Source organism: Klebsiella sp. WOUb02 (assembly GCF_050058015.1).
GTDB lineage: Bacteria > Pseudomonadota > Gammaproteobacteria > Enterobacterales > Enterobacteriaceae > Klebsiella.
In genome coordinates this window covers 346137-367009 of record NZ_CP170111.1, presented here as the reverse complement: position 1 = coordinate 367009, position 20873 = coordinate 346137, and the positions used below count along the sequence as shown (strand labels likewise).

13 protein-coding genes and 7 pseudogenes are annotated in these 20873 nt (G+C 56.7%); 8 read left to right on the top strand and 12 right to left on the bottom strand.

Going from position 1 to position 20873, the window contains the following annotated elements; genetic code table 11:
* Positions 1 to 7: 7 nt before the first annotated feature.
* The 10 genes and pseudogenes from nifS to nifH form a co-directional block, all read right to left on the bottom strand.
* Entirely contained in the window at positions 8 to 1210 is a 1203-nt protein-coding gene (gene nifS / locus ABOC21_RS29850) for a cysteine desulfurase NifS (RefSeq protein ID WP_426815682.1), read from the bottom strand.
* A 30-nt stretch (positions 1211 to 1240) separates the two neighbouring features.
* Positions 1241 to 2065: a Fe-S cluster assembly protein NifU gene (gene nifU / locus ABOC21_RS29845; RefSeq protein ID WP_426815681.1), complete on the bottom strand. Its 825-nt coding sequence runs from the start codon at positions 2063 to 2065 to the stop codon at positions 1241 to 1243.
* Between the two features lie 196 nt (positions 2066 to 2261).
* On the bottom strand, positions 2262 to 2732 hold the full coding sequence (locus ABOC21_RS29840) for a NifB/NifX family molybdenum-iron cluster-binding protein (RefSeq protein ID WP_426815680.1): 471 nt from the start codon (positions 2730 to 2732) through the stop codon (positions 2262 to 2264).
* On the bottom strand, positions 2719 to 4104 hold the full coding sequence (nifN, locus tag ABOC21_RS29835; RefSeq protein ID WP_426815679.1) for a nitrogenase iron-molybdenum cofactor biosynthesis protein NifN: 1386 nt from the start codon (positions 4102 to 4104) through the stop codon (positions 2719 to 2721). The genes ABOC21_RS29840 and nifN overlap by 14 nt, the downstream gene beginning before the upstream one ends.
* A 10-nt stretch (positions 4105 to 4114) precedes the next feature.
* Positions 4115 to 5488 carry a nitrogenase iron-molybdenum cofactor biosynthesis protein NifE gene (gene nifE / locus ABOC21_RS29830; RefSeq protein ID WP_426815678.1) on the bottom strand — a complete coding sequence of 458 codons (1374 nt, stop codon included), beginning with the start codon at positions 5486 to 5488 and terminating at the stop codon, positions 4115 to 4117.
* A 433-nt stretch (positions 5489 to 5921) separates the two neighbouring features.
* Positions 5922 to 6585, bottom strand: a pseudogene (locus ABOC21_RS29825) (NifB/NifX family molybdenum-iron cluster-binding protein).
* A gap of 10 nt (positions 6586 to 6595) precedes the next feature.
* Positions 6596 to 6814, bottom strand: a complete 219-nt coding sequence (nifT, locus tag ABOC21_RS29820) for a putative nitrogen fixation protein NifT (RefSeq protein WP_426815677.1) — start codon at positions 6812 to 6814, stop codon at positions 6596 to 6598.
* Between the two features lie 38 nt (positions 6815 to 6852).
* Positions 6853 to 8415, bottom strand: coding sequence for a nitrogenase molybdenum-iron protein subunit beta (gene nifK / locus ABOC21_RS29815; protein ID WP_426815676.1), 1563 nt, complete (start codon positions 8413 to 8415; stop codon positions 6853 to 6855).
* A gap of 55 nt (positions 8416 to 8470) precedes the next feature.
* Complete coding sequence (gene nifD / locus ABOC21_RS29810) at positions 8471 to 9919, bottom strand: nitrogenase molybdenum-iron protein alpha chain (protein WP_426815870.1); 1449 nt, start codon at positions 9917 to 9919, stop codon at positions 8471 to 8473.
* A gap of 16 nt (positions 9920 to 9935) precedes the next feature.
* Positions 9936 to 10817, bottom strand: coding sequence for a nitrogenase iron protein (gene nifH, locus ABOC21_RS29805; protein ID WP_100684997.1), 882 nt, complete (start codon positions 10815 to 10817; stop codon positions 9936 to 9938).
* 403 nt (positions 10818 to 11220) lie between these two features.
* Between nifH and nifJ the strand changes: the two genes are divergently transcribed.
* From nifJ to ABOC21_RS29765, 8 genes and pseudogenes are all read left to right on the top strand, one after another.
* Positions 11221 to 14736 (top strand): pyruvate:ferredoxin (flavodoxin) oxidoreductase, encoded by a 3516-nt coding sequence (gene nifJ, locus ABOC21_RS29800; RefSeq protein ID WP_426815675.1) that lies wholly within the window; start codon positions 11221 to 11223, stop codon positions 14734 to 14736.
* 78 nt (positions 14737 to 14814) lie between these two features.
* Positions 14815 to 14889, top strand: a pseudogene (locus ABOC21_RS29795) (riboflavin synthase); the annotation flags it as partial.
* A gap of 87 nt (positions 14890 to 14976) precedes the next feature.
* Positions 14977 to 15390 (top strand): transposase, encoded by a 414-nt coding sequence (locus ABOC21_RS29790; protein WP_426811791.1) that lies wholly within the window; start codon positions 14977 to 14979, stop codon positions 15388 to 15390.
* Positions 15390 to 15737, top strand: coding sequence for an IS66 family insertion sequence element accessory protein TnpB (gene tnpB / locus ABOC21_RS29785; protein WP_426811792.1), 348 nt, complete (start codon positions 15390 to 15392; stop codon positions 15735 to 15737). Before ABOC21_RS29790 ends, tnpB begins: the two co-directional genes overlap by 1 nt.
* A gap of 20 nt (positions 15738 to 15757) precedes the next feature.
* Positions 15758 to 17372 (top strand): annotated as a pseudogene (gene tnpC / locus ABOC21_RS29780) (IS66 family transposase).
* A 32-nt stretch (positions 17373 to 17404) separates the two neighbouring features.
* A pseudogene (locus tag ABOC21_RS29775) lies at positions 17405 to 17569 on the top strand (riboflavin synthase); the annotation flags it as partial.
* A 136-nt stretch (positions 17570 to 17705) separates the two neighbouring features.
* Positions 17706 to 18059 (top strand): annotated as a pseudogene (locus tag ABOC21_RS29770) (helix-turn-helix domain-containing protein); the annotation flags it as partial.
* Positions 18060 to 18142: 83 nt separating this feature from the next.
* Positions 18143 to 19358, top strand: a pseudogene (locus ABOC21_RS29765) (IS91 family transposase).
* Positions 19359 to 19507: 149 nt separating this feature from the next.
* On the opposite strand, the pseudogene ABOC21_RS29760 reads toward ABOC21_RS29765, so the two are convergent.
* Positions 19508 to 19663, bottom strand: a pseudogene (locus ABOC21_RS29760) (IS256 family transposase); the annotation flags it as partial.
* Between the two features lie 508 nt (positions 19664 to 20171).
* Positions 20172 to 20855 carry a haloacid dehalogenase-like hydrolase gene (locus ABOC21_RS29755; protein WP_426815674.1) on the bottom strand — a complete coding sequence of 228 codons (684 nt, stop codon included), beginning with the start codon at positions 20853 to 20855 and terminating at the stop codon, positions 20172 to 20174.
* Between the last annotated feature and the right edge of the window lie 18 nt (positions 20856 to 20873).

Genomic DNA, 20873 nt, shown 5'->3' with positions numbered 1-20873 from the left:
CCCCCGCCTAGCCATAGACCGGCGTGAATACGGCTTCCGCCGGGCGCGGCTTACCGTCCTGCCAATAGGGCGACAGCATCCGCAGTCGATCAATAATCGGTGGCAGCATGTCGATGACGTAATCAATCTCTTTTTCCCGGGTATAGCGGGAGAGAGAAAAACGGATAGTACCGTGGGCCGCGGTATAGGGAATGTTCATTGCTCGCATCACGTGAGAGGGCTCCAGCGAACCTGACGTACAGGCGCTACCGCTGGAGGCGGCAATCCCGACCTGATTCAACAGCAGCAGGATGGCTTCGCCTTCAATAAACTCAAAGGCCAGATTCACCGTGCCGGGCACGCGAGGCTGGCCGCCGCCCATCACCATGACCGATGGGACGCAGGCCAGCAGGCGATGTTCCAGGCGATCGCGCAGTTGGCTAATTTGCCCCATACCCGACAGATGAATGTGTGCCAGCTCGCAGGCCGCGCCCATGCCGACTATCCCGGTGATATTTTCCGTTCCGGCCCGCCGACCGTACTCCTGATGGCCGCCGCGCAGTAGCGGGCGAAAGCGCGTACCCCGGCGCAAATACAGGCAGCCAACGCCTTTTGGACCATGAAACTTATGCGCCGAGCAGGAGAGCATATCGATACGCGTCTTAGCGATGTCTATCGGCACTTTTCCCACGACCTGCACCGCATCGCAGTGAAACAGCGCGCCCTGTTCATGAGCCAGTTCCGCCATCTCGGCGACCGGGAAAATAACCCCGGTTTCGTTATTCGCCCACATCACGCTGACCAGCGCGACCCGTGGGCTGAGCGCCGCGCGGAACTGCGCCATATCCAGCGCGCCATCGCGGTCTACCGCAATACGGTGAATCATGTAGCCCTGACGCTCAAGGTGTTCGCACGCCGCCAGCGTCGCCGGATGCTCGACCGCGCTGGTGATAATTTCGCGGCGTTCCGGCAACAGCGCCACCGCCGAAGCGATAGCGGCAGAGGTTGCCTCAGTGGCGCAGGAGGTGAAGATTATCTCGCTGGGATATTCCGCGCCCAGCAGCGCCGCAACCTGCTGATGCGCTCGCTCCAGAGCCGCCTGGGCCGGTATACCAAAGTCATGAATGGAGGAGGGATTGCCATAAAAATCCGTCAAAAAGGGCATCATCGCTTCCAGAACCATCGGGTCTAAGCGGGTGGTGGCGTTGTTATCGAGATAAACCTGTTTCATCTTGTCCCCCTTGGGTCAGTTAACCGCGGCCTACGCCGCCACCACTTCCATATAACAGCCGGTACGTTCCATCAGTTTTTGCTGCAGCCAGGCCAGGGTCATGTCGGTCATCATGCAGCCGCTACAGCTGCCGGAGAGGCTTACTGTCACCTGGTGGTTAGCCACGCTGAGAAGGGTCATGTCGCCGCCGTCGACCTGAATGTGCGGGCGTAGCTCAGCGATGGTATCGACGACGCTCTGCCAGTGCGGGTCTTTACTGCTGGCCTGGGGCAGGAGAGGCTCAGGCTGCTGGGCGAGGATCTCTGCCAGCGTCAGTTCGATTTTTTCATGGCAGGACGTGCAGCCGCCGCCCGCTTTGGTGTAGTTGATCACCTCTTCAAGCGTGGTCAGGCCATTGCTCAGCACGGCGCGGCGAATGTGTCCTTCATCAACGCCGAAGCATTTGCAAATCAGCTTGCCCTCATCATGTTCCTCTTCGAGGTTCTCACCGCGAAAGTTGGCGATAGCGGCGCGCAATGCCTCCTGGCCCATCACCGAGCAGTGCATTTTCTGCGGCGGCAGCCCGTCAAGATAGTCGGCGATCTGCTGGTTGGTGACCTGCCCGGCTTCGGTCAGGGTGTGGCCGATGATCAGTTCCGTCAGGGCGGATGAAGAGGCTATCGCGCTGCCGCAGCCAAAGGTCTGGAATCCGGCCTCCTGAATCACTTCGGTTTGCGGGTCAACGCGCAGCATCAGGCGCAGCGCATCGCCGCAGCTTAATGAACCCACATCACCTACCGCATTGGCGTTGTCCACCACGCGCGCGTTGCGGGGATTAAAAAAATGGTCTTTCACTTTCTCGGAGTAATTCCACATGCTGTCAGCTCCAGGGATGATGACGGAAAACGCCGGGGCGCGGTTCACCGCAGAAAAACGGTGGTGATAACGAACAAGCAAATGCAGTACCAAAGCGTAAAATCGTTTATTTTTTAATCTGTTAGCCGCTTAACATGACAAGAGACGGCCGACAGTGTCGTTATTTTTTGTGGGATTTGTCACAGAAACGACACGGTTAGCGATGCGGGTCCAGATCCTCCTGCCACTCCTGCTCTTCAAGTAGCCGGGTAAACCGCTCAGGGTCGCGCTGGCGTGCGCTTTTGCGCTGCCCTTTGTCATACCAGTAGAGTTGGATTTCCTGGAGTAAACCGACAATGGTGGTGTCTGCGGGCACGCGTTCGGCGCGAACGCCAACCTGCAGCAGCTGGCGAAAAACCGCATCGCCGATCGCCACGCAGAACAGCGTGACGCAATCTTCGAGGGCATGAATTTTCCGGGTGATCTTCTCCGCCTGATGGCCGTTTTCGACCGAGAAATCAACCACCCGGATGAGGGTGACCCGATCCTCTTTGACGCCGTACACCACCAGCCGCGGCGTGGCGCCAAAGTGCTGATCGACATGACGATAGTCGGAGCTGGCGAAGGCGACTTTCATCGACCACTCATCGGAATGGACCATATCAAACTGACGGTTAATGGGCGACATAAGCGGCTCCTGAAGTGAGTGGGTTTTCCGCGTTCTGGCGAAGCGGCGAACGGTAGATTGCAATGTGGCGATGCCGCTCGCGCATCAGGTTCGCCAGTTCAAATAGCGTATCGCGCATGCCGCTGTATCCCTGACGAACCCGGCGGAATTCACCGAGCTTGTCAAAAAGCGGAAATCCAGCGCGAACCAGCGGCAGCGCAAACTGTTCGGCCAGATCGCAGGCGTGGGAATTGGCCACCAGCAGGTCGGCGGGCTGCGCGCACAACAGGTTTTGCAGATCCTCCAAATCTCCCGGTACTACGCGCTCAACCGGTAGCTGACGCAGGCTGGGATGGCCGGTAGGGGCGACCAGCGGGCCGGTCTGCATTCCCTGGCTGCTGGCGAAGTCGCACCACGCCGCTAGCTGGTCGCCTTCCGCCGCAATCGCCATGCGCCGATCCTGGAGCCACATATGACAGTCGATCATCGCATCCTGGAGCTGTCCGCGCTGGCGCTCAATCCACTGCGGAACGCCGCGTCTGGACACTTTTGCCAGCTGGTGGATGAACGCATCGCAGTGTGCAAGGGTCATCAGGTGCGGCAAGGCGATAACCTCCCCTCGGCTACGCTGGGCCAGCAGCGATGATGCGCGACTAAGGGAGACGCCAATCGCGAAGCTGCACAGGCTTTGCCCCATCTGCTCTATCTGACGCAGCGGCGTCCCGCCTTGAGTGACCGGCGAGAAATCGCCCTGCGCCAGGTGCCCGTCCATCGATTGCGCCAGGTCCGGCAGAATAATGGGCTGCAGGCCAAACGCTTCCACGCATCTGCGCAGCCATTCGATATCGCCCGGTGAGCAAAGGTGGCTGAGCAGCAGGTTGACCCGGCGATTACGCTGTCCGGGGCGCGGCGTCGGCGCGATCCACTGCTCAATAATGCTTTCCAGCACGGCGCTGAAGCCGTTTTCCATCGAGCCATAAAAGTCCGGACTGTTCACCGTCAATATCGCCACCCCTTTATGCCGCGGATACTCTTCGCGAAACTGGCGTACGACCCGGGAAATATCGCTGCCCTGAGCCTCCGACAGCCCGGTGCTGAGTAGTACGATGGCCTGCGGATTGTTGCGCAGGCACAGGGTATTGAGCGCGGTGGAAATATTGCCATCCGCTCCCATAATCGTCGAAGTGGGATCCATCGCCGTTGACTGTAAGGGCACCGGGTCGTGGAAGTGCTGAATAAAAAAGACCTTGGCGAAGGCGCTGCATCCCTGTGCACCGTGGACCAGCGGAATGCAGTGTTCGATCCCCAGACTGGCGAGGATCGCGCCGAGCGGTTGGCCGGTTTTGATTGGGCTGACCGCCAGCGGTTTATGGGTGTGGAAAATTTCTGCCATGGTGTACTCCTTAATGCCAGGGGGCGCGGGCATGGGTTTGCGGCCAGATGGGGCTGTTGATGGTCTGAGCGATTTGCCGGGCAAGGGTGACGATGCCCTGGTAACCGGCGAAGGCGTGTTCGCGCTCCTGATTGATATCGAGAAATGGCAGCCTGGCTTTATACGCGGTATACATATTGCGCCCTCCGGCGATCATCAGGTCGGCCTGATAGCGATAGACCACATCGAGCAGGGTGCGGGCGTTGCCTTCATCCAGCATGACCGCCTCATCGCCCATCAATTCGCGGATCCGCTGTTTATCTTCTTCGGTGGATTTACGCGTGCCGCTTGCTACCACGGTCATCCCTAAATCCTGTAGCGCTGACACCACTGACCAGGATTTTACGCCGCCGGTATAGAGCAGCGCTTTGCGTCCGCGAAGATGCTCGCGCCACGGTTGTAGCTCCCGTTCTACGGCCTGTTCCTCCCGTGCAATCAGCGCGTCGGTGCGGCGACATAAATCGCCATCACCCAGCAGGGCCGTCAGCTGGCGCAAGGCGTCGGAGGTGGCGCGAATGCCGTAAAAACTACCTTCGAACCACGGCGTGCCGTAGCGCTGCTCCAGCGCTCTGGCGACGTTGATTAACGCCCGAGAACAGACCAGCATATTGGCCTGCGCCCGGTGCATAGTCTGGATTTCGGCAAAACGGCCATCACCGGAGAGACTACCGAGTACACGGATCCCCAGTTCATCCAGCAGCGGCTGAATATGCCAAAACTCGCCGGCGATATTGAATTCGCCAATCAGGCCAATATCGTGGCGATGCTCCGGGGCGAACGGCGAGGCGTCGGGCCAGGGGGCGGGCTCGCGCTGGCCGATCACCCGCTTAACCATCACTTCGCCCGCCAGCCGGTTGCCGAGGTTTTTACTGCCGTAAAAACCGGCGGCGTCAACGGCGATAACCGGTACGCCGGTGGTGGTCTGTGCGGCCTGGCATACTGCTTCAAGGTCATCGCCCTCCATTGCCGGCACGCAGGTGTTGTAGATAAAGACCGCTGCCGGGTGATAGTGCGTGACGATATGACGAACCGCGTGAAACAGGCGACGTTCGCCGCGGCCCATAATCACATCCTGTTCGTTGAGGTCGGTGGTGAATCCGAGTCGGTTGATGACAGGTCCGGAGCTCATACTGCCGCGGTTATCCCACGAGCTGCCCGCGCAGCCGATAGGACCGTGCACCAGATGCGCTACATCGGCGATAGGCAATAAGGTTATCTGCGCGCCGTCGAACGCGCAGCCACCCGCAGTGGCGCCGGGTTTGGGCGCGCTGCAGCCGGATTTCTGTTTATGGTTGTGTTCACAGGCCGGTTCATCCAGCAGCGCCAGAATTTCATTTCCCTTCATAGTGACCTCGTTGACGGTGGGGGATAAGGGGGAAGATGCAATTCGCGCTCCATAAACGGAGCCTTGATTTTTAAAGAAAAGATGTTGTTGGCTTTGCGACAAAGCCAACAATCAGACAAGGTGATAACGGGGCGTGTCTTGTTTTGGCGAATAAAGATAAGTGGAATGTTCCGTATCACGGCGATACCGCGCGTCTTATTGATGACCGCTGTGGGTGAACGGCATGGGGGGCGCCCGCCCTCTGGCCACCGTCCTGGTGGCCAGTACTGGATGCGTGCCTGCGTTCTCGCCAATTTTCTTGATGCGCCAAACCCATCGCTGCTGCACTAGCTCTGTCCTGCAACGACCTGCATGCGGAAGGTTGTTGATGTACCCACCGGTAGGCTTAAAAAAAAGCCCGCGGGGTCAGCGGGCAACAGGCACAAAACAGAGATTAAAACACCCGTTCTTCCAGAGGATTCTCCCTGTTAAGCCGCTTCGCCAGCCACGGCGGCAAACGCCCGGCCAGCAGCGCGTTGATGGCCTCGCACTGGGCCTGAATCGTGGTCCCGGGCTGTGCTTTCATCGGGTGGATCCGGTGGCGGATCAACCGGGCGGCGGCGGGGCCGCCGATCTCCTGACAAAACAGCAGCTGGCAATCATCAAGCAGCCGGGCGCGCACTTCGCTGGCCTCCTGCTGATGGGGCGTTGACGGATAGCGGCGCAGGTCGTACAGCCAGCCGCCTTGCTCATCGAAAGCGTAGATAAAAAACAGCCGCCCCTGGCCGAAATGGCCGTTAATGATCAGGCCATCCCGGGAGCAAAATGCCACCAGCAGACTGCGGCGAGCGCTGGGCGGGGCGGGCGATGCGCAAATGGACGGGCAACCCGCCCTGTAAGCTCGCCATCACCCGCGACCAGCGGGCGGGGGACATGACCGCGGTGGTTGAGGGAAAGGAGGCGACCAGCTGCGGCTGCGTCAGAGCGGCCAGCCGCTCAGGGGTTAGCGTCTCGCCGCTTTCCTGCGCCAGCCAGTCTAAGATTTGCGCCGGTTGCAGATCCGGCAGCGTCTGGAAGAGCGCCAGCAGACGCCAGAAAAGGGTATCGTTGTCGGACATCTCCAGCTCCTTATATCAGCGTATTACGGGTCGCACGCAGGCTTATCGGGAAGGCGGGCCGCTCCGGCTGCGGGTTGACGTAGTAGCGCCCGCCGCCCTCCAGCGAAATCGCGCCGCCCCAGCGGTCAACGTCGTTATGCTCAATCTGTATCACCCGTGCTTCCAGATCCTGTTTGGCGATATAGGCATACAGATCCGCGCCGCGCTCACGAAAAATCACGATAGGCATAGCCCCTCCAGGCCCCGCTTTCGCGGGGCGGCAAATGGTTAACGGACGAGGTCGAAGCTGTAATCGGTTTTGCCTAACTGGCCGGTGTCGTTATCCAGTTTCTCCAGCACGGCGTTCACCAGCGTCGTGACGATGTTCATGGCGCCTTCATAGCCCCAGGTGGTCTGACGGTGCAGGTGGTGACGGTCGAACAGCGGAAAGCCGAGACGGATGAGCGGTACCTCAAAAGCTTTGCCCTTCGCCAGGGTATCGCGCTGGATAAATTTGCCGTAGGAGTTGCCTATCATAAAGTCCGGCTGGCGGGTGAACATCAGCGAACGGAAGTGCCACAAGTCGCAGTTGATGAACACTTCGCTGTCGCGACCGTAGGGCGAGGCCTCCAGCATTTTCTTCATCGCCTTCAGCCAGCGCTTGTTGGCGTTATGGCTCAGGATCACCGTCGGCTCGCAGCCGAGTTCCAGCAGGAAGCGGGCCAGCCCCATCACAAAGTCAGGGTCGCCGTACAGGCCAAATTTCTTGCCATGCAGCCAGGTGTGGGAGTCGAGCATCATGTCGACCAGCCGTCCGCGCTCAAGGGTGAGGGCGTCGGCGATCGGCCTGCCGCTGAGCTGGCTGACGGTCATCAGCAGTTCGTCTGTAGCGGCCAAGCCCAGCGGGATCGCCACCTCGGTCGCCGGTTGATTCCACATATCCTGCACCACTTTTTTACTTTTTAGCAGCTGCCACGGCTGCAGGAGCAGCGTATCGATGGCGTCCGGGGCCTCCTTCATCTCCTGCTGGGTGGTGCCGCCCGCATACATCCGATAATGGCCGTCGGCGGGGGTATCAAGGACCTCCGACGGATCGGAGAGCAGGCTGCACGGCACCGCCATCTGCGCCATCATCCGCTTCAGCACACGGAAGTTGCCGAGATAGGTCTCAAAGCCGGTGACAAGGTTGAGTTTTTGCAGTTTGCCCGGCTGCCCTTGATAGTCGGCGGTAAAGGTTTTGGCGAACCCTTCGAACATATTGTCCCAGCCGGTGACGTGGCTGCCGATAAAGCTTGGCGTATGGGCATGCGGCACGGCGATATTGCTGTCGACAAAACCGTCTTTTTTGGCGTTGGCGATAAACGCCTGCAGATCGTCGCCAATAACCTCCGCCATGCAGGTGGTGGAGACCGCGATGATCTCCGGTTTGTACAGCGCGCTGGCGTTCCGTAGCCCGAGATTCATATTGTTGTTGCCGCCGAAGACCGCCGCGTCTTCGGTCATCGAGTCGGAAACGCAGGCGATCGGCTCTTTGAAATGGCGGTTAAAATAGGTACGAAAATAGGCCACGCATCCCTGGGAGCCGTGAACATAGGGCAGGGTGTTGGCAAACCCTAGCGAACAGAGCACTGCGCCCAGCGGCTGGCAGGCTTTTGCCGGGTCAACGGTTAGCGCCTCGCGCTGAAAGTTCAGCGCTTCATATTCGGCGGTGGTGGTCCAGGCGAATACCTCCTGCACGCGCCGGGCGTCGTGCGCCTCTTCCAGCTTCCGCTTAGTGCGGAACAGCTCCTGGTATTCATCCTGTTCAAATAGCGGATAACAGCTATTAATCTTGTCAATCGTTTGGCTCATGGTGTTCTCCTCCCGCGCCACAAATCGGTGAACAGACGGGACAATAAATGGGCAATCACGCAGACTTCAGCCACGGGGCGATCAGTTCGTTCCACGCCGGGTTGTTTAAGGTCATATCCATATCGCGGGCAAAAATGGCGAAACCATCGTAGCCGTGGTATGGGCCGGAGTAGTCCCACGAGTGCATCTGGCGGAACGGAACCCCCATTTTCTGGAAGATATATTTTTCCTTGATCCCGGAGCCGATAAGGTCAGGCTTCAGCGCTTTGACAAACGCCTCCAGCTCATAGCTGCTGGCGTCATCGAACAGCAGGGTGCCTTCTTTCAGATCCGGCAGGGTACGGTCGTAGTCATCGTTATGGGCAAATTCATACCCGGCGGCGATGATCTCCATACCCAGATCCTCATAGGCGCCAATAACGTGCCGTGGCCGCAGGCCGCCCATATAGAGCAGCACCTTGCGCCCTTCAAGCCGTGGGCGATATTTGGCGATTATCGCCGCCATTTGCGCCTCATATCTGGCGATGACCGCTTCAGCGTTAGCGCGAATCGTGTCGTCAAACCGATCGGCGATTTTGCGTAGCGACTCGGCGACTTTGGTTGGGCCGAAGAAGTTGTACTCCATCCACGGGATCTGATGTTTCTCCTCCATATGGCGGGCGATATAGTTCATTGAGCGGTAGCAGTGAACCAGGTTCAGCTTGACGAAGGGGGTGTTCTCCATTTCCACCAGCGTGCCGTCGCCTGACCACTGGGCGACCACACGTAGCCCCATCTCTTCAAGCAGAATGCGCGAGGCCCAGGCGTCGCCGCCGATGTTGTAGTCGCCGATAATTGCCACATCATAAGGCGTGGCTTCAAAGGGCTGGCCTTCACGATTGTTGAGGACCCAGTCGCGAACGACATCGTTGGCGATATGGTGCCCCAGCGACTGCGACACACCGCGAAAGCCTTCGCAACGCACTGGAATTACCGGTTTATCCAGCGCTTTGCTGCTGGCATTGGCCACTGCGCTGATATCATCGCCGATAAGCCCCACCGGGCATTCCGACTGAATCGTGATCCCTTTGGTAAGCGGGAACAGCAACTCCATCTCCTCAATCAGTTTGCTGAGCTTTTTATCGCCGCCAAAGACGATGTCGCGCTCCTGAAAATCAGAGGTGAAGTTTAGCGTGCCGAAGCTGTTGACGCCGCTGACCCCGGTGTAGTAGTTGCGTCGTCCGGCGCGTGAATACTGGCCGCAGCCGATCGGCCCGTGTGAGATATGGGCCATATCCTTGATTGGCCCAAATACCACCCCTTTGGAACCGGCGTAGGCGCATCCGCGTACGGTCATCACGCCGGGTTGCGATTTGCGGTTAGAGATAATGCACTTGCCGACGCTCTCCATTTCTGGATCGCTGACCATCATGTGCTTTCTGCGCTCTTTTCGCGCGGTTTCCGGGAACACCTCCAGTACTTCCTGGATCAGCGCCAGATTGCGTTCGCCCGTTGCGTTGGTCATCATAATTGTCCTGTGCTCAGGCCGCGTTTTCTTCGGCGGCGGTTTTACCAATGATGCTGGTGTCTTCCTCTTCCATGATGCCGAACTCCATCAGCAGCGATTCCAGCTCATCCATGGTGCAGGGCGTCGGCACCACTTTCATGGTGTTGTTGACGATCTTCTGCGCCAGAGTGCGGTATTCGTTGGCCTGCTGGCAGGCGGGGTCGTACTCAATAACCGTCATCCGGCGGATCTCCGCTCGCTGTACGATGTTGTCGCGAGGCACAAAGTGAATCATTTGAGTGCCGAGTTTCTCCGCCAGCGCCATAATCAGCTCATCTTCGCGGTCGGTTTGGCGCGAGTTACAAATCAAACCGCCGAGACGTACCTTGCCGGACTTGGCGTATTTAACGATCCCTTTGGAGATATTGTTGGCGGCGTACATCGCCATCATCTCGCCAGAGCAGACGATGTAGATCTCCTGGGCTTTGTTTTCACGAATGGGCATCGCAAAGCCGCCGCAGACCACATCGCCTAGCACGTCGTAGAACACGAAATCGAGATCGTCCTCATAAGCACCTTCCTCCTCAAGGAAGTTGATCGCTGTGATAACCCCGCGTCCCGCGCAGCCAACTCCTGGCTCCGGGCCGCCGGATTCCGCGCAGCGCACGTCGCCGTAGCCGATTTGCAGGACATCTTCGAGTTCGAGGTCCTCAACCGATCCCACTTCAGCGGCCATTTCCATAATGGTGTTCTGTGCCTTAGCGTGGAGGATCAGGCGGGTGGAGTCCGCTTTCGGATCGCAGCCGACGATCATTACTTTCTTACCCATCTCCGCCAGCGCGGCGACAAGGTTCTGCGTGGTGGTGGATTTGCCGATACCGCCTTTACCGTAGATAGCGCATTGACGCATGGTCATGGTGACTTCTCCTGTTGTTGAGTGTTTGCCAGCAGAGAAGTGCAGGGAACATACCAGTCGCGAAATTACATTTAATTAATTGATTAGTCTTACTTTGTTTGTGAGTGGTTGCGGCAGGCGTAAAACAAAACAGGACAATAAGACGACCAAATGTGAGAAACAGAACAATTCTGCTCGCCGGGCCAATTGTGGCGCTTTGTCGCCTGTTGGACAGCTTGTCGCGCTCTGTGTCTTATTCCACGCAATCTCTCCTCGCCATGCCGCGCAGAAATACACATAACAAATTGAATTAAAGGAAATTGTTTTGTAATGCGCGAGCTGGCACAGGCTGTGCTTAAGCCTCAAACAGGTTTTGCCGCTCGCTGACGCGGTGAAGATGCCTCTCACCTTTGAGGATTGAACAATGTCCGGAAAAATGAAAACAATGGATGGCAACGCTGCGGCGGCCTGGATCTCCTATGCCTTTACTGATGTCGCGGCTATCTACCCCATCACGCCTTCCACGCCGATGGCGGAAAATGTCGATGAATGGGCGGCGCAGGGGAGAAAGAACCTCTTTGGCCAACCGGTACGCTTAATGGAGATGCAGTCAGAAGCCGGAGCGGCAGGTGCGGTACACGGTGCTCTGCAGGCCGGCGCGCTCACCACCACCTATACGGCCTCCCAGGGGCTGCTGCTGATGATCCCGAATCTGTACAAAATTGCCGGTGAGCTGCTGCCGGGGGTTTTTCACGTTAGCGCACGGGCGCTGGCCACCAACTCGCTGAATATTTTCGGCGATCACCAGGACGTGATGGCCGTTCGTCAGACCGGTTGCGCGATGCTGGCGGAGAACAACGTCCAGCAGGTGATGGATTTATCCGCCGTGGCACATTTGGCGGCGATTAAGGGCCGTATTCCGTTTGTGAACTTTTTCGATGGTTTTCGCACATCGCACGAAATTCAAAAAATCGAGGTGCTGGAATATGAGCAACTGGAGACGCTGCTGGACAGGACTGCGTTGGACAGCTTTCGTCGTAACGCACTGCACCCGGATCACCCGGTCATTCGCGGAACCGCGCAAAACCCGGATATCTACTTTCAGGAGCGGGAAGCGAGCAACCGCTTTTACCAGGCGCTCCCCGACCTTGTCGAAAGCTATATGGCGCAAATCAGCGCCATAACCGGACGGGAATACCATCTGTTTAACTATTCCGGCGCGCCGGATGCCGAACGCGTCATTATCGCTATGGGGTCGGTCTGTGACACTATTCAGGAAGTGGTGGATGCGCTGAATGAGGCGGGAGAGAAAGTGGGGTTGCTCAGCGTGCATCTGTTCCGGCCTTTTTCGCTGGCGCATTTTTTTGCGCAGTTGCCGAAAACTGTTCAGCGGGTTGCCGTGCTGGACCGAACTAAAGAGTCGGGTGCCCAGGCCGAGCCTCTGTGCCTGGATGTTAAAAATGCCTTTTACCATCACGATGATGCGCCGCTGATTGTCGGTGGACGCTACGCGCTGGGCGGTAAGGATGTTCTGCCCAACGATATTGCCGCCGTCTTTGACAATCTGAACAAACCGCTGCCGATGGACGGGTTTACGCTGGGCATTGTCGATGATGTCACCTTTACCTCATTACCGCCACGCCAGGCGACGCTGACGGTTTCTCACGCGGGTATCACCGCCTGTAAATTTTGGGGGATGGGGTCGGATGGTACGGTAGGCGCTAATAAAAGCGCGATTAAGATTATCGGCGACAAGACCGGGCTCTACGCCCAGGCCTATTTCTCCTATGACTCGAAAAAATCCGGCGGCATTACCGTTTCGCACCTGCGCTTCGGAGATCGGCCCATTACCTCACCCTATCTGATACACCGGGCGGATTTTATCTCCTGCTCGCAGCAATCCTACGTTGAACGCTATGATCTGCTCGACGGGTTAAAATCGGGCGGAACCTTTTTGCTCAACTGCAGCTGGTCCGATGCGGAGCTGGAGCAGTATTTGCCCGTTAGCGTTAAGCGCTATCTGGCGCGGGAAAATATCCATTTTTATACCCTGAACGCTGTGGATATCGCCCGCGAACTCGGGCTGGGCGGACGGTTCAATATGCTGATGCAGGCGGCGTTTTTTAAGCTGGCGGCGATTATCGACCCGCAAACCGCTGCGGATTACCTCAAGCAGGCGGTTGAAAAAAGCTACGGTAGCAAAGGGGCGGCAGTGATCGAGATGAACCAGCGGGCGATCGAGCTGGGCATGGCCTCGCTGCATCAGGTTACGATTCCGGCACACTGGGCGACGTTGGATGAACCCGTGGAGCAGTCTTCAGCCATGATGCCGGATTTCATCCGCGATATTCTGCAACCGATGAACCGCCAGCGTGGCGACCAGCTGCCGGTGAGCGCTTTTGTCGGGATGGAAGACGGGACGTTTCCATCGGGGACCGCCGCCTGGGAGAAACGCGGCATCGCGTTGGAAGTCCCGGTCTGGCAGCCCGACGGCTGCACACAATGTAACCAGTGCGCCTTCATCTGCCCCCATGCGGCAATTCGCCCGGCGTTGCTTAATTGCGCAGAACAGGACGCTGCCCCCCCTGCGCTGCTGAGCAAGCCAGCGCAGGGGGCGAAGGAGTATCACTACCACCTGGCTGTCTCGCCGCTGGATTGCTCTGGCTGCGGTAACTGCGTGGATATTTGTCCTTCGCGCGGCAAAGCGTTAAAAATGCAGTCTCTCGATAGCCAGCGCCAGATGGCGCCAGTCTGGGACTATGCGCTGGCGTTGGCGCCAAAAAGCAATCCGTTTCGTAAAACGACGGTCAAAGGCAGCCAGTTCGAAACGCCGTTGCTGGAGTTTTCCGGCGCCTGCGCAGGCTGCGGCGAAACGCCCTATGCGCGTCTGATAACCCAGCTCTTTGGTGACAGAATGCTGATTGCCAACGCCACCGGCTGCTCCTCTATCTGGGGGGCCAGCGCGCCGTCAATTCCCTATACCACCAACCACCGCGGCCACGGCCCGGCGTGGGCGAACTCGTTGTTTGAAGATAACGCGGAATTTGGTCTCGGTATGATGCTTGGCGGCCAGGCCGTGCGTAAACAAATCGCCACGGATATCACCGCCGCGCTGGAATTGCCGATAGGCGATGAGCTTATTGACGCCATGCGCCAGTGGCTGGCGCAGCAGGATGAGGGCGAAGGAACCCGCGAGCGTGCGGATCGGTTGAGCGAACGGCTCGCGCAGGAAAAAGAGGGCTCTCCGCTACTGGAGCAGCTCTGGCAGAACCGCGACTATTTTACCAAGCGCTCGCAGTGGATATTCGGCGGCGATGGCTGGGCGTATGATATTGGCTTTGGTGGCCTCGATCATGTACTGGCCAGCGGTGAGGATGTCAATATTCTGGTATTTGATACTGAGGTCTATTCCAACACTGGCGGTCAGTCGTCTAAATCGACCCCGGTGGCGGCAATTGCCAAATTCGCAGCCCAAGGGAAACGCACGCGTAAGAAAGATCTCGGCATGATGGCGATGAGCTACGGTAATGTTTATGTCGCACAGATTGCGATGGGGGCCGATAAAGATCAGACCCTACGGGCTATTGCGGAAGCTGAAGCCTGGCCTGGACCGTCGCTGGTGATTGCTTATGCCGCCTGTATTAACCACGGACTGAAAGCCGGGATGCGCTGTAGTCAGCGTGAGGCGAAGAGGGCGGTTGAAGCGGGATACTGGCACCTGTGGCGCTATCATCCCCAGCGCGAAGCCGAAGGCAAAACGCCGTTTATGCTCGATTCCGAAGAGCCGGAAGAGAGCTTCCGCGACTTTTTACTTGGCGAAGTTCGCTATGCCTCATTACACAAAATGACGCCGCATCTTGCAGATGCGCTTTTCAGCCGAACCGAGGAGGATGCACGGGCCCGTTTTGCGCAGTATCGGCGGCTGTCCGGTGAGGAATAGCCGGACTAGAGGGCCAGATGATGGCGCCTCACTGTCAAATGGCCATGATGCGCTCACGAATGATAACAGGAGCAAAATATGTTCACCGGTATTGTAAGCGGCACCGCTGAGGTCTTGTCTATCGACGAAAAAGACAATTTTCGTACTCATGTGTAAGCGCCCCGGCAACGACGTCTGTCGACGTACCTTTAATCCGGTGATGATAGAGTCCACTTAATTTTTAAATGGACTCTATCACAAATGACCCAACCGACAGTCCCACGCCAGCGGGCTACCTACTCCATGCCGTTCAAACTCGACCTGGTTCAGCGATCACTGCAACCCGGTGCCTGCGTGGCACGGCTTGCCCGCCAGAACGGGATTAATGACAACCTGCTGTTCACCTGGCGTCAGCGCTATCGTCATCTGGTTGATGAGCCATCTGATACACCCCCAGCACCGGCCATTATCAGTGACGATATCGTTCCTGTTGTGACCACCGAATACTCACGACCCGCGCTGCCCGAGCTCCCGGCAGCATCAGCGCAAAGCCTGCCACCGGATGCCGGGCAATGCTGTGAGGTCAGTATCGGCCGTGCACGCCTGAAGCTGTCCGGCAACCTCACCCCGGCCATGCTGTCGGCTCTGGTTCGCGAACTGAAGAGAGGTGGCTGATGATATCCCTTCCTGCGGGTTCCCGCATCTGGCTGGTGACGGGCGTTACCGACATGAGAAACGGCTTCAACGGCCTGGCCTCCCGCGTGCAGAATGTCCTCAACGAGGACCCATTCAGCGGCCACCTGTTCATCTTCCGGGGGCGCCGTGGTGATATGGTAAAGCTACTGTGGTCCGATGAGGATGGTCTGTGCCTGTTCATCAAACGTCTTGAGCGTGGACACTTCGTCTGGCCCGCTGTCAGCGACGGGAAGATCCATCTGACCCCGGCGCAACTGGCTATGCTGCTGGAAGGCCTCAACTGGAAACATCCACAGTCATCACAACGTCCTGGCCTGCGGGTGTAACCTGTTGTAATGTCGGGTGTATGAAAAATGAACTCCCTGACGATATCGACCAGTTAAAAGCCATGCTGCGTAAACAGCGGGCGATGCTGAACGACCAGCAGACCCGGTTGCGCCAGTATGCAGGCCAGGTGGCGGGTTATGAGCAGGAAATCAACCGCCTGAAAGCACAGCTGGATAAACTACGGCGAATGCTGTTCGGTCAGAGTTCGGAAAAGAGCCGTAATAAGCTGGAAAACAAAATCCGCCAGGCAGAGAAACGGTTGTCAGAGCTGGAAAGCCGACTGGAGGCGGCAAAAACCTGCCTGAATGGCAACGAGCCGGTACCGGATATACCAGCAGATAGTGTTGTCGTGTCGCAAACGACGCCAGAAAAACCCACCCGCCACACCGCCCGAAAACCGCTGCCAGCCGACCTGCCTCGGGAAACACAGACCTTACTGCCAGCGACCAGCGTCTGCCTGTCATGTGGTGGAGAGTCTGAAGGTGATGGGAGAAACTCTCTCTGAGCAACTGGAGATCATCAAAACCGCCTTTAAAATCATCGAAACGGTCCGACCGAAGCTGGCGTGCAGCCGGTGCGACGTTATCGTGCAGGCCCCGCTCCCGGCAAAGCCGGTAGAAGGCAGTCGTGTGGGCAGCAGCCTGCTGGCCCGCATCCTGGTCGGAAAATATGTGGAGCATACGCCGCTGTACCGGCAGACAGAAATCTACGCCCGTCATGGACTGGCGCTGAGCCGTAACACGATGGTCCGCTGGGTCGCGATGATGGGCAACCGGCTTCGTCCGCTGCATGAGGCGCTCAACCAGTACGTTATGCAGGCTGGCAAGGTGCACACTGATGACACGCCGGTCAGGGTGCTGGAGCCCGGGAGTGGTAAAACGCGAACCGGTCGGCTGTGGGTCTACGTCCGGGATGACCGTAACGCCGGGGTGCCAGAACCGCCGGCAGTCTGGTTCTCGTACTCAGCGGACCGTAAGGGGGAACATCCTCAGCGACATCTCTCAGGGTACAGAGGCGTGCTTCAGGCAGATGCGTACGGTGCTTACGACACGCTGTATGAGTCCGGGCACATCAGAGAAGCAGCGTGCATGGCGCATGCCAGAAGGAAAATCCACGATGAGCATGTTCGACGCCCGACAGAAATGACGAATGAAGCGCTGAACCGTATAGGTGCGTTGTATGCCATCGAGGCGGAAATACGCGGCAGCCCGGCCGGGAAACGGCTGCAGATAAGAAAAGCACGGTCGGTTCCGCTGATGACATCGCTGCACGAGTGGATAGAGGCGCAAATGACGACGCTGTCGGTTCACGCGGAGACGGCGAAGGCGTTCGCGTACATACTGAAACAGTGGCACGCCCTGAATGAGTACTGCCGTAACGGTCAGGTGGAAATCGACAATAACATCGGAGAAAACGCGCTGCGCGCGGTGGCGGTTGGCAGAAAGAACTACCTGTTCTTCGGCTCTGACAACGGGGGTGAGGCAGCAGCCATCATCTACAGCCTGCTTGGCACCTGCAAACTGAACGGTGTGGAGCCGGAAGGTTGGTTGTGCGAGGTGATAAGCAAGATCAACGACTGGCCTTCAAACCGGGTACATGAGCTGCTGCCCTGGAACCTATCCTCCGTAAAATAATCCTTACGCCACGTTCATTATGGGGCGCTTACACTCATGTGGTGAAGTTACCTGCACAACTACTCCCTGGGTTGGAAACCGGTGGATCGGTGGCACACAACGTTTGTTGCCTGACCGTCACCAGGATCGTTGGGGCGAGAGTCAGTTTTGACTTAATGCAAGAGACGCTATGCGTGACCAATCTGGGAACGCTTCGCTAAATAGCTGCGCGGAATAGTAGATCACTTTAAGTGTATTAGTCGCGACTTGAGCTGACACTGAGCCTTGAAAGGCTGAGAGTTACCGGTTTTGATATGGGTGTCGAATCCTTATACAAAACGCGAGGTAACTCTCATGCTTTATACTAACAATCCCATCATCAAACACAAAGCCGGCCTGCTCAATCTGGCCGAAGAACTCGGTAACGTTTCAAAAGCCTGTAAAATCATGGGCGTGTCACGCGACACCTTTTATCGTTATCAGGCGCTGGCTGAAGAAGGCGGTATTGACGCGCTGATTAATCAAAACCGCAGAGTCCCTAACCTGAAGAACCGCGCCGATGAAGCCACTGAACACGCGGTTGTTGAGTATGCCGTTGAGTTCCCGGCTCATGGTCAGCACCGGACCAGTAATGAACTGCGTAAAAAAGGCGTGTTTATCTCCGGCAGCGGCGTGCGCTCCATCTGGCAACGACACGACCTGGAGAACAGTAGCGCCCTTACAGGGCGAGCGTCACCGCTTCGCGGTTCCGGGGCTTTGCATGCCCTGAACCCCGTTTTATACTCTACAGCATGTATATTCCACGCCCCGCAAAATTGCTCTTCACCGTCGATGACGGCTGGAATTCGTTTCTCGGAAAATTCAGTGACCGCGTCACTCCCTGGACCCGCCTCTGCGTAGAACGCATGCTCGCCTGCGGCACCACGACCATGGGCGTACGCCGCTTCTGCTGTGCATCACCGGACTGCACCCACTCCCGCTTTTTCTGCCAGAGCCTGCAAATCAAAGGCCTGCAGCTCCTGCGGCTTCAAAGCCACTGAGCAGTGGGTAGCCCGGCAGAGTCATATCCTTCCCGACTGCGACTGGCAGCACATTACCTTTACCATGCCCCACCTCCTCTGGCCCTTTTTCAACAACAACTGGCCATTACTGAATGCACTCTTCCGCGCCGCCACCCGCGCCATGCTTCGCTGGGCCCGCAGACAGGGCGTGGAGGTCGGGATCTTCTGCGCCCTGCATACATACGGCCGCCAGCTCAATCAGCACCCGCACATTCACCTCTCCGTCACCCGCGGCGGGCTGGATATCAGGCATGGCGTCTGGCGCGACCTCTTCTTTAAGAAACATGCCGTCGAGGAAATCTGGCGCGGAGCCGTCATCCGCCTGCTGCGCCACAGCCATGACCTGATAAATCCCGGCAGCCTGCCGGGGCTGGGGCATATCCGCGACAAAAAGCAGTGGCAGCGCTATCTGCAGGCGCAGTACGGGCGCCGCTGGAAGGTGCATTTTGCGAAGAAGACCCGGGGCGCCTGGCGGAGCGTCAAATACCTGGGCCGCTACCTGAAGCGACCGCCGGTGTCGGCGGCAAAGCTCAGGCACTACAGCGGCGGCGCAGTGATACACCATTACTACGACCACCGCACGCAGCAGTACCGCCAGCAGTCGCTGACCCAGGAAGAGATGCTCAGGCGCTATATCAGCCACGTGCCGGCAAAGCATTTTAAGATGGTGCGTTACTACGGTTTTTTGTCCAACCGCAAACGGGGTTCGCTGCTGCCAAAAGTCTATGAAGCCCTGCAGACGGAAGCGCGGAAAAAACCGGAACAGCCCGGCTTCGCCTCGCTGTTGAAAGGGTTCCTGCGCACGGACCCGTATCAATGCATCCTCTGTGGCAACCGGCTGCGCTTTGTCAGCGCACAGGCCGGCAGGCATGCCACGGAATTAGTGGCGGAAAGGCTGCATAACATCGCCCGGAAACGATGGCTTCTGACACAGGCCGCACGATAAGTGCGCCCGAAAAATGGGTTTCCGGTTAAAAACACACCGAAAACCGTATTTTATTGTCATGATTTCCCCGACAACATACCATCACTGCGTTTCGGGAGCCTGTGTTCATGGTCAGTGAGTTTTTAAAACGTTTTTCCAGATTCCTAACCATCGAGTCGGCGCCCGGCAAACCGGGCGAGCATAACTGCCAGTTCTGCTTCAACGGCACTGGCGATCAACTGCTGTGCGCCGGTTCGAAGTAAATCATGGAGTGGGTCGGTGGCCTCAAGTAGCTCAGGCAACACCTGTAGGGTAGACTTGGTCATGGCGTATCATCTCTCTGTTGTTGAAATCCGGGAAGAAATCAATCAGCAGGATACGCCACCCTCTTCGGATCCCCATACACCACAAATGAACATAACTCAGTATCGCTAGATGGACTTATAAAAATTTCACTTCTAGCAGTTTTGAAAGATACGTAGAAAAAACGCACGCAAGATATTTACAGGTCATAAGAGGGGCTTGATGCTCAGTCGAACGAAATCTCACGTTACGCGAAAAAATCCGTCTGAAAAATCGATTAACACACACGCATGTGTACTATGTGCCGTTTTTTAATATGATTTTAACTGTCAGTAATACTCTGATTTATAAGACAAAATAGTCTTAGTGTGTGAAGCCGTTCCGTTGAGCGTCGAACCCCGTATACTGGCTTATAGAGTAGTGCAGTATGTCAGGTTCTGCGCTGGCTGCAAAAAAAACCTCTGCTAAGGAGGGCTGTTATCTGATATAGGCTTGTTTTTGGTCTCACGGTATAAGAAGCTATGAAGTAACTTATTTCCATGATAGATATTTAATATCACCTATCTTATCTTTTCCTCTCCGTGAATTTATCAAGAATTTTTCCTGAGCATTGACCAGTATTGGATAGTCTTCGTCTATGTCATCGGTATATGTAGAATGCCATCTAGATTCAACCCCCCTGTTAAGGATTCTCCTCACTTTCTCTTGGTTCCTACAGTGATGCTTACCTACCCATCCGCCTAATGTTTTTTTTGATAAAATAGTACCAATAACTTCAACATCGATATTTTTTGCGGAAAATATTTCCTTAGCGAAAATCTCAGGCGATCCAGTTACAATAATAATCCGTCGACCTTCTCTCTGATGAAGAGATATTTCATGGAGCCCGTCATTCATCCAATGAATGCTGGCCATGTTTCCATCGGCAAGATCAGATGCAAAACAAAGAAAACTATCTAAAAGCTCTTTTTCATTCATTCCGAAAGAAGCAACATAGAAAAGAGCTGACGCACCAATAGATTTAAATCTATTGGTGCGTAATAGAAGTAACGCGAATGGCGCACATACAAGCGCCAATGAGAATCTAATAACTCCACTTTTAAACCTCATTAACATCCATTCCTTGGTAGCATCACCAGAAAGCAATGTTTTATCCATATCGAAAACAACTACACTACTCATATCAACCCCTGAAGTATTTAACGTCTTATTCATTTAATTTCTCACGTCTCT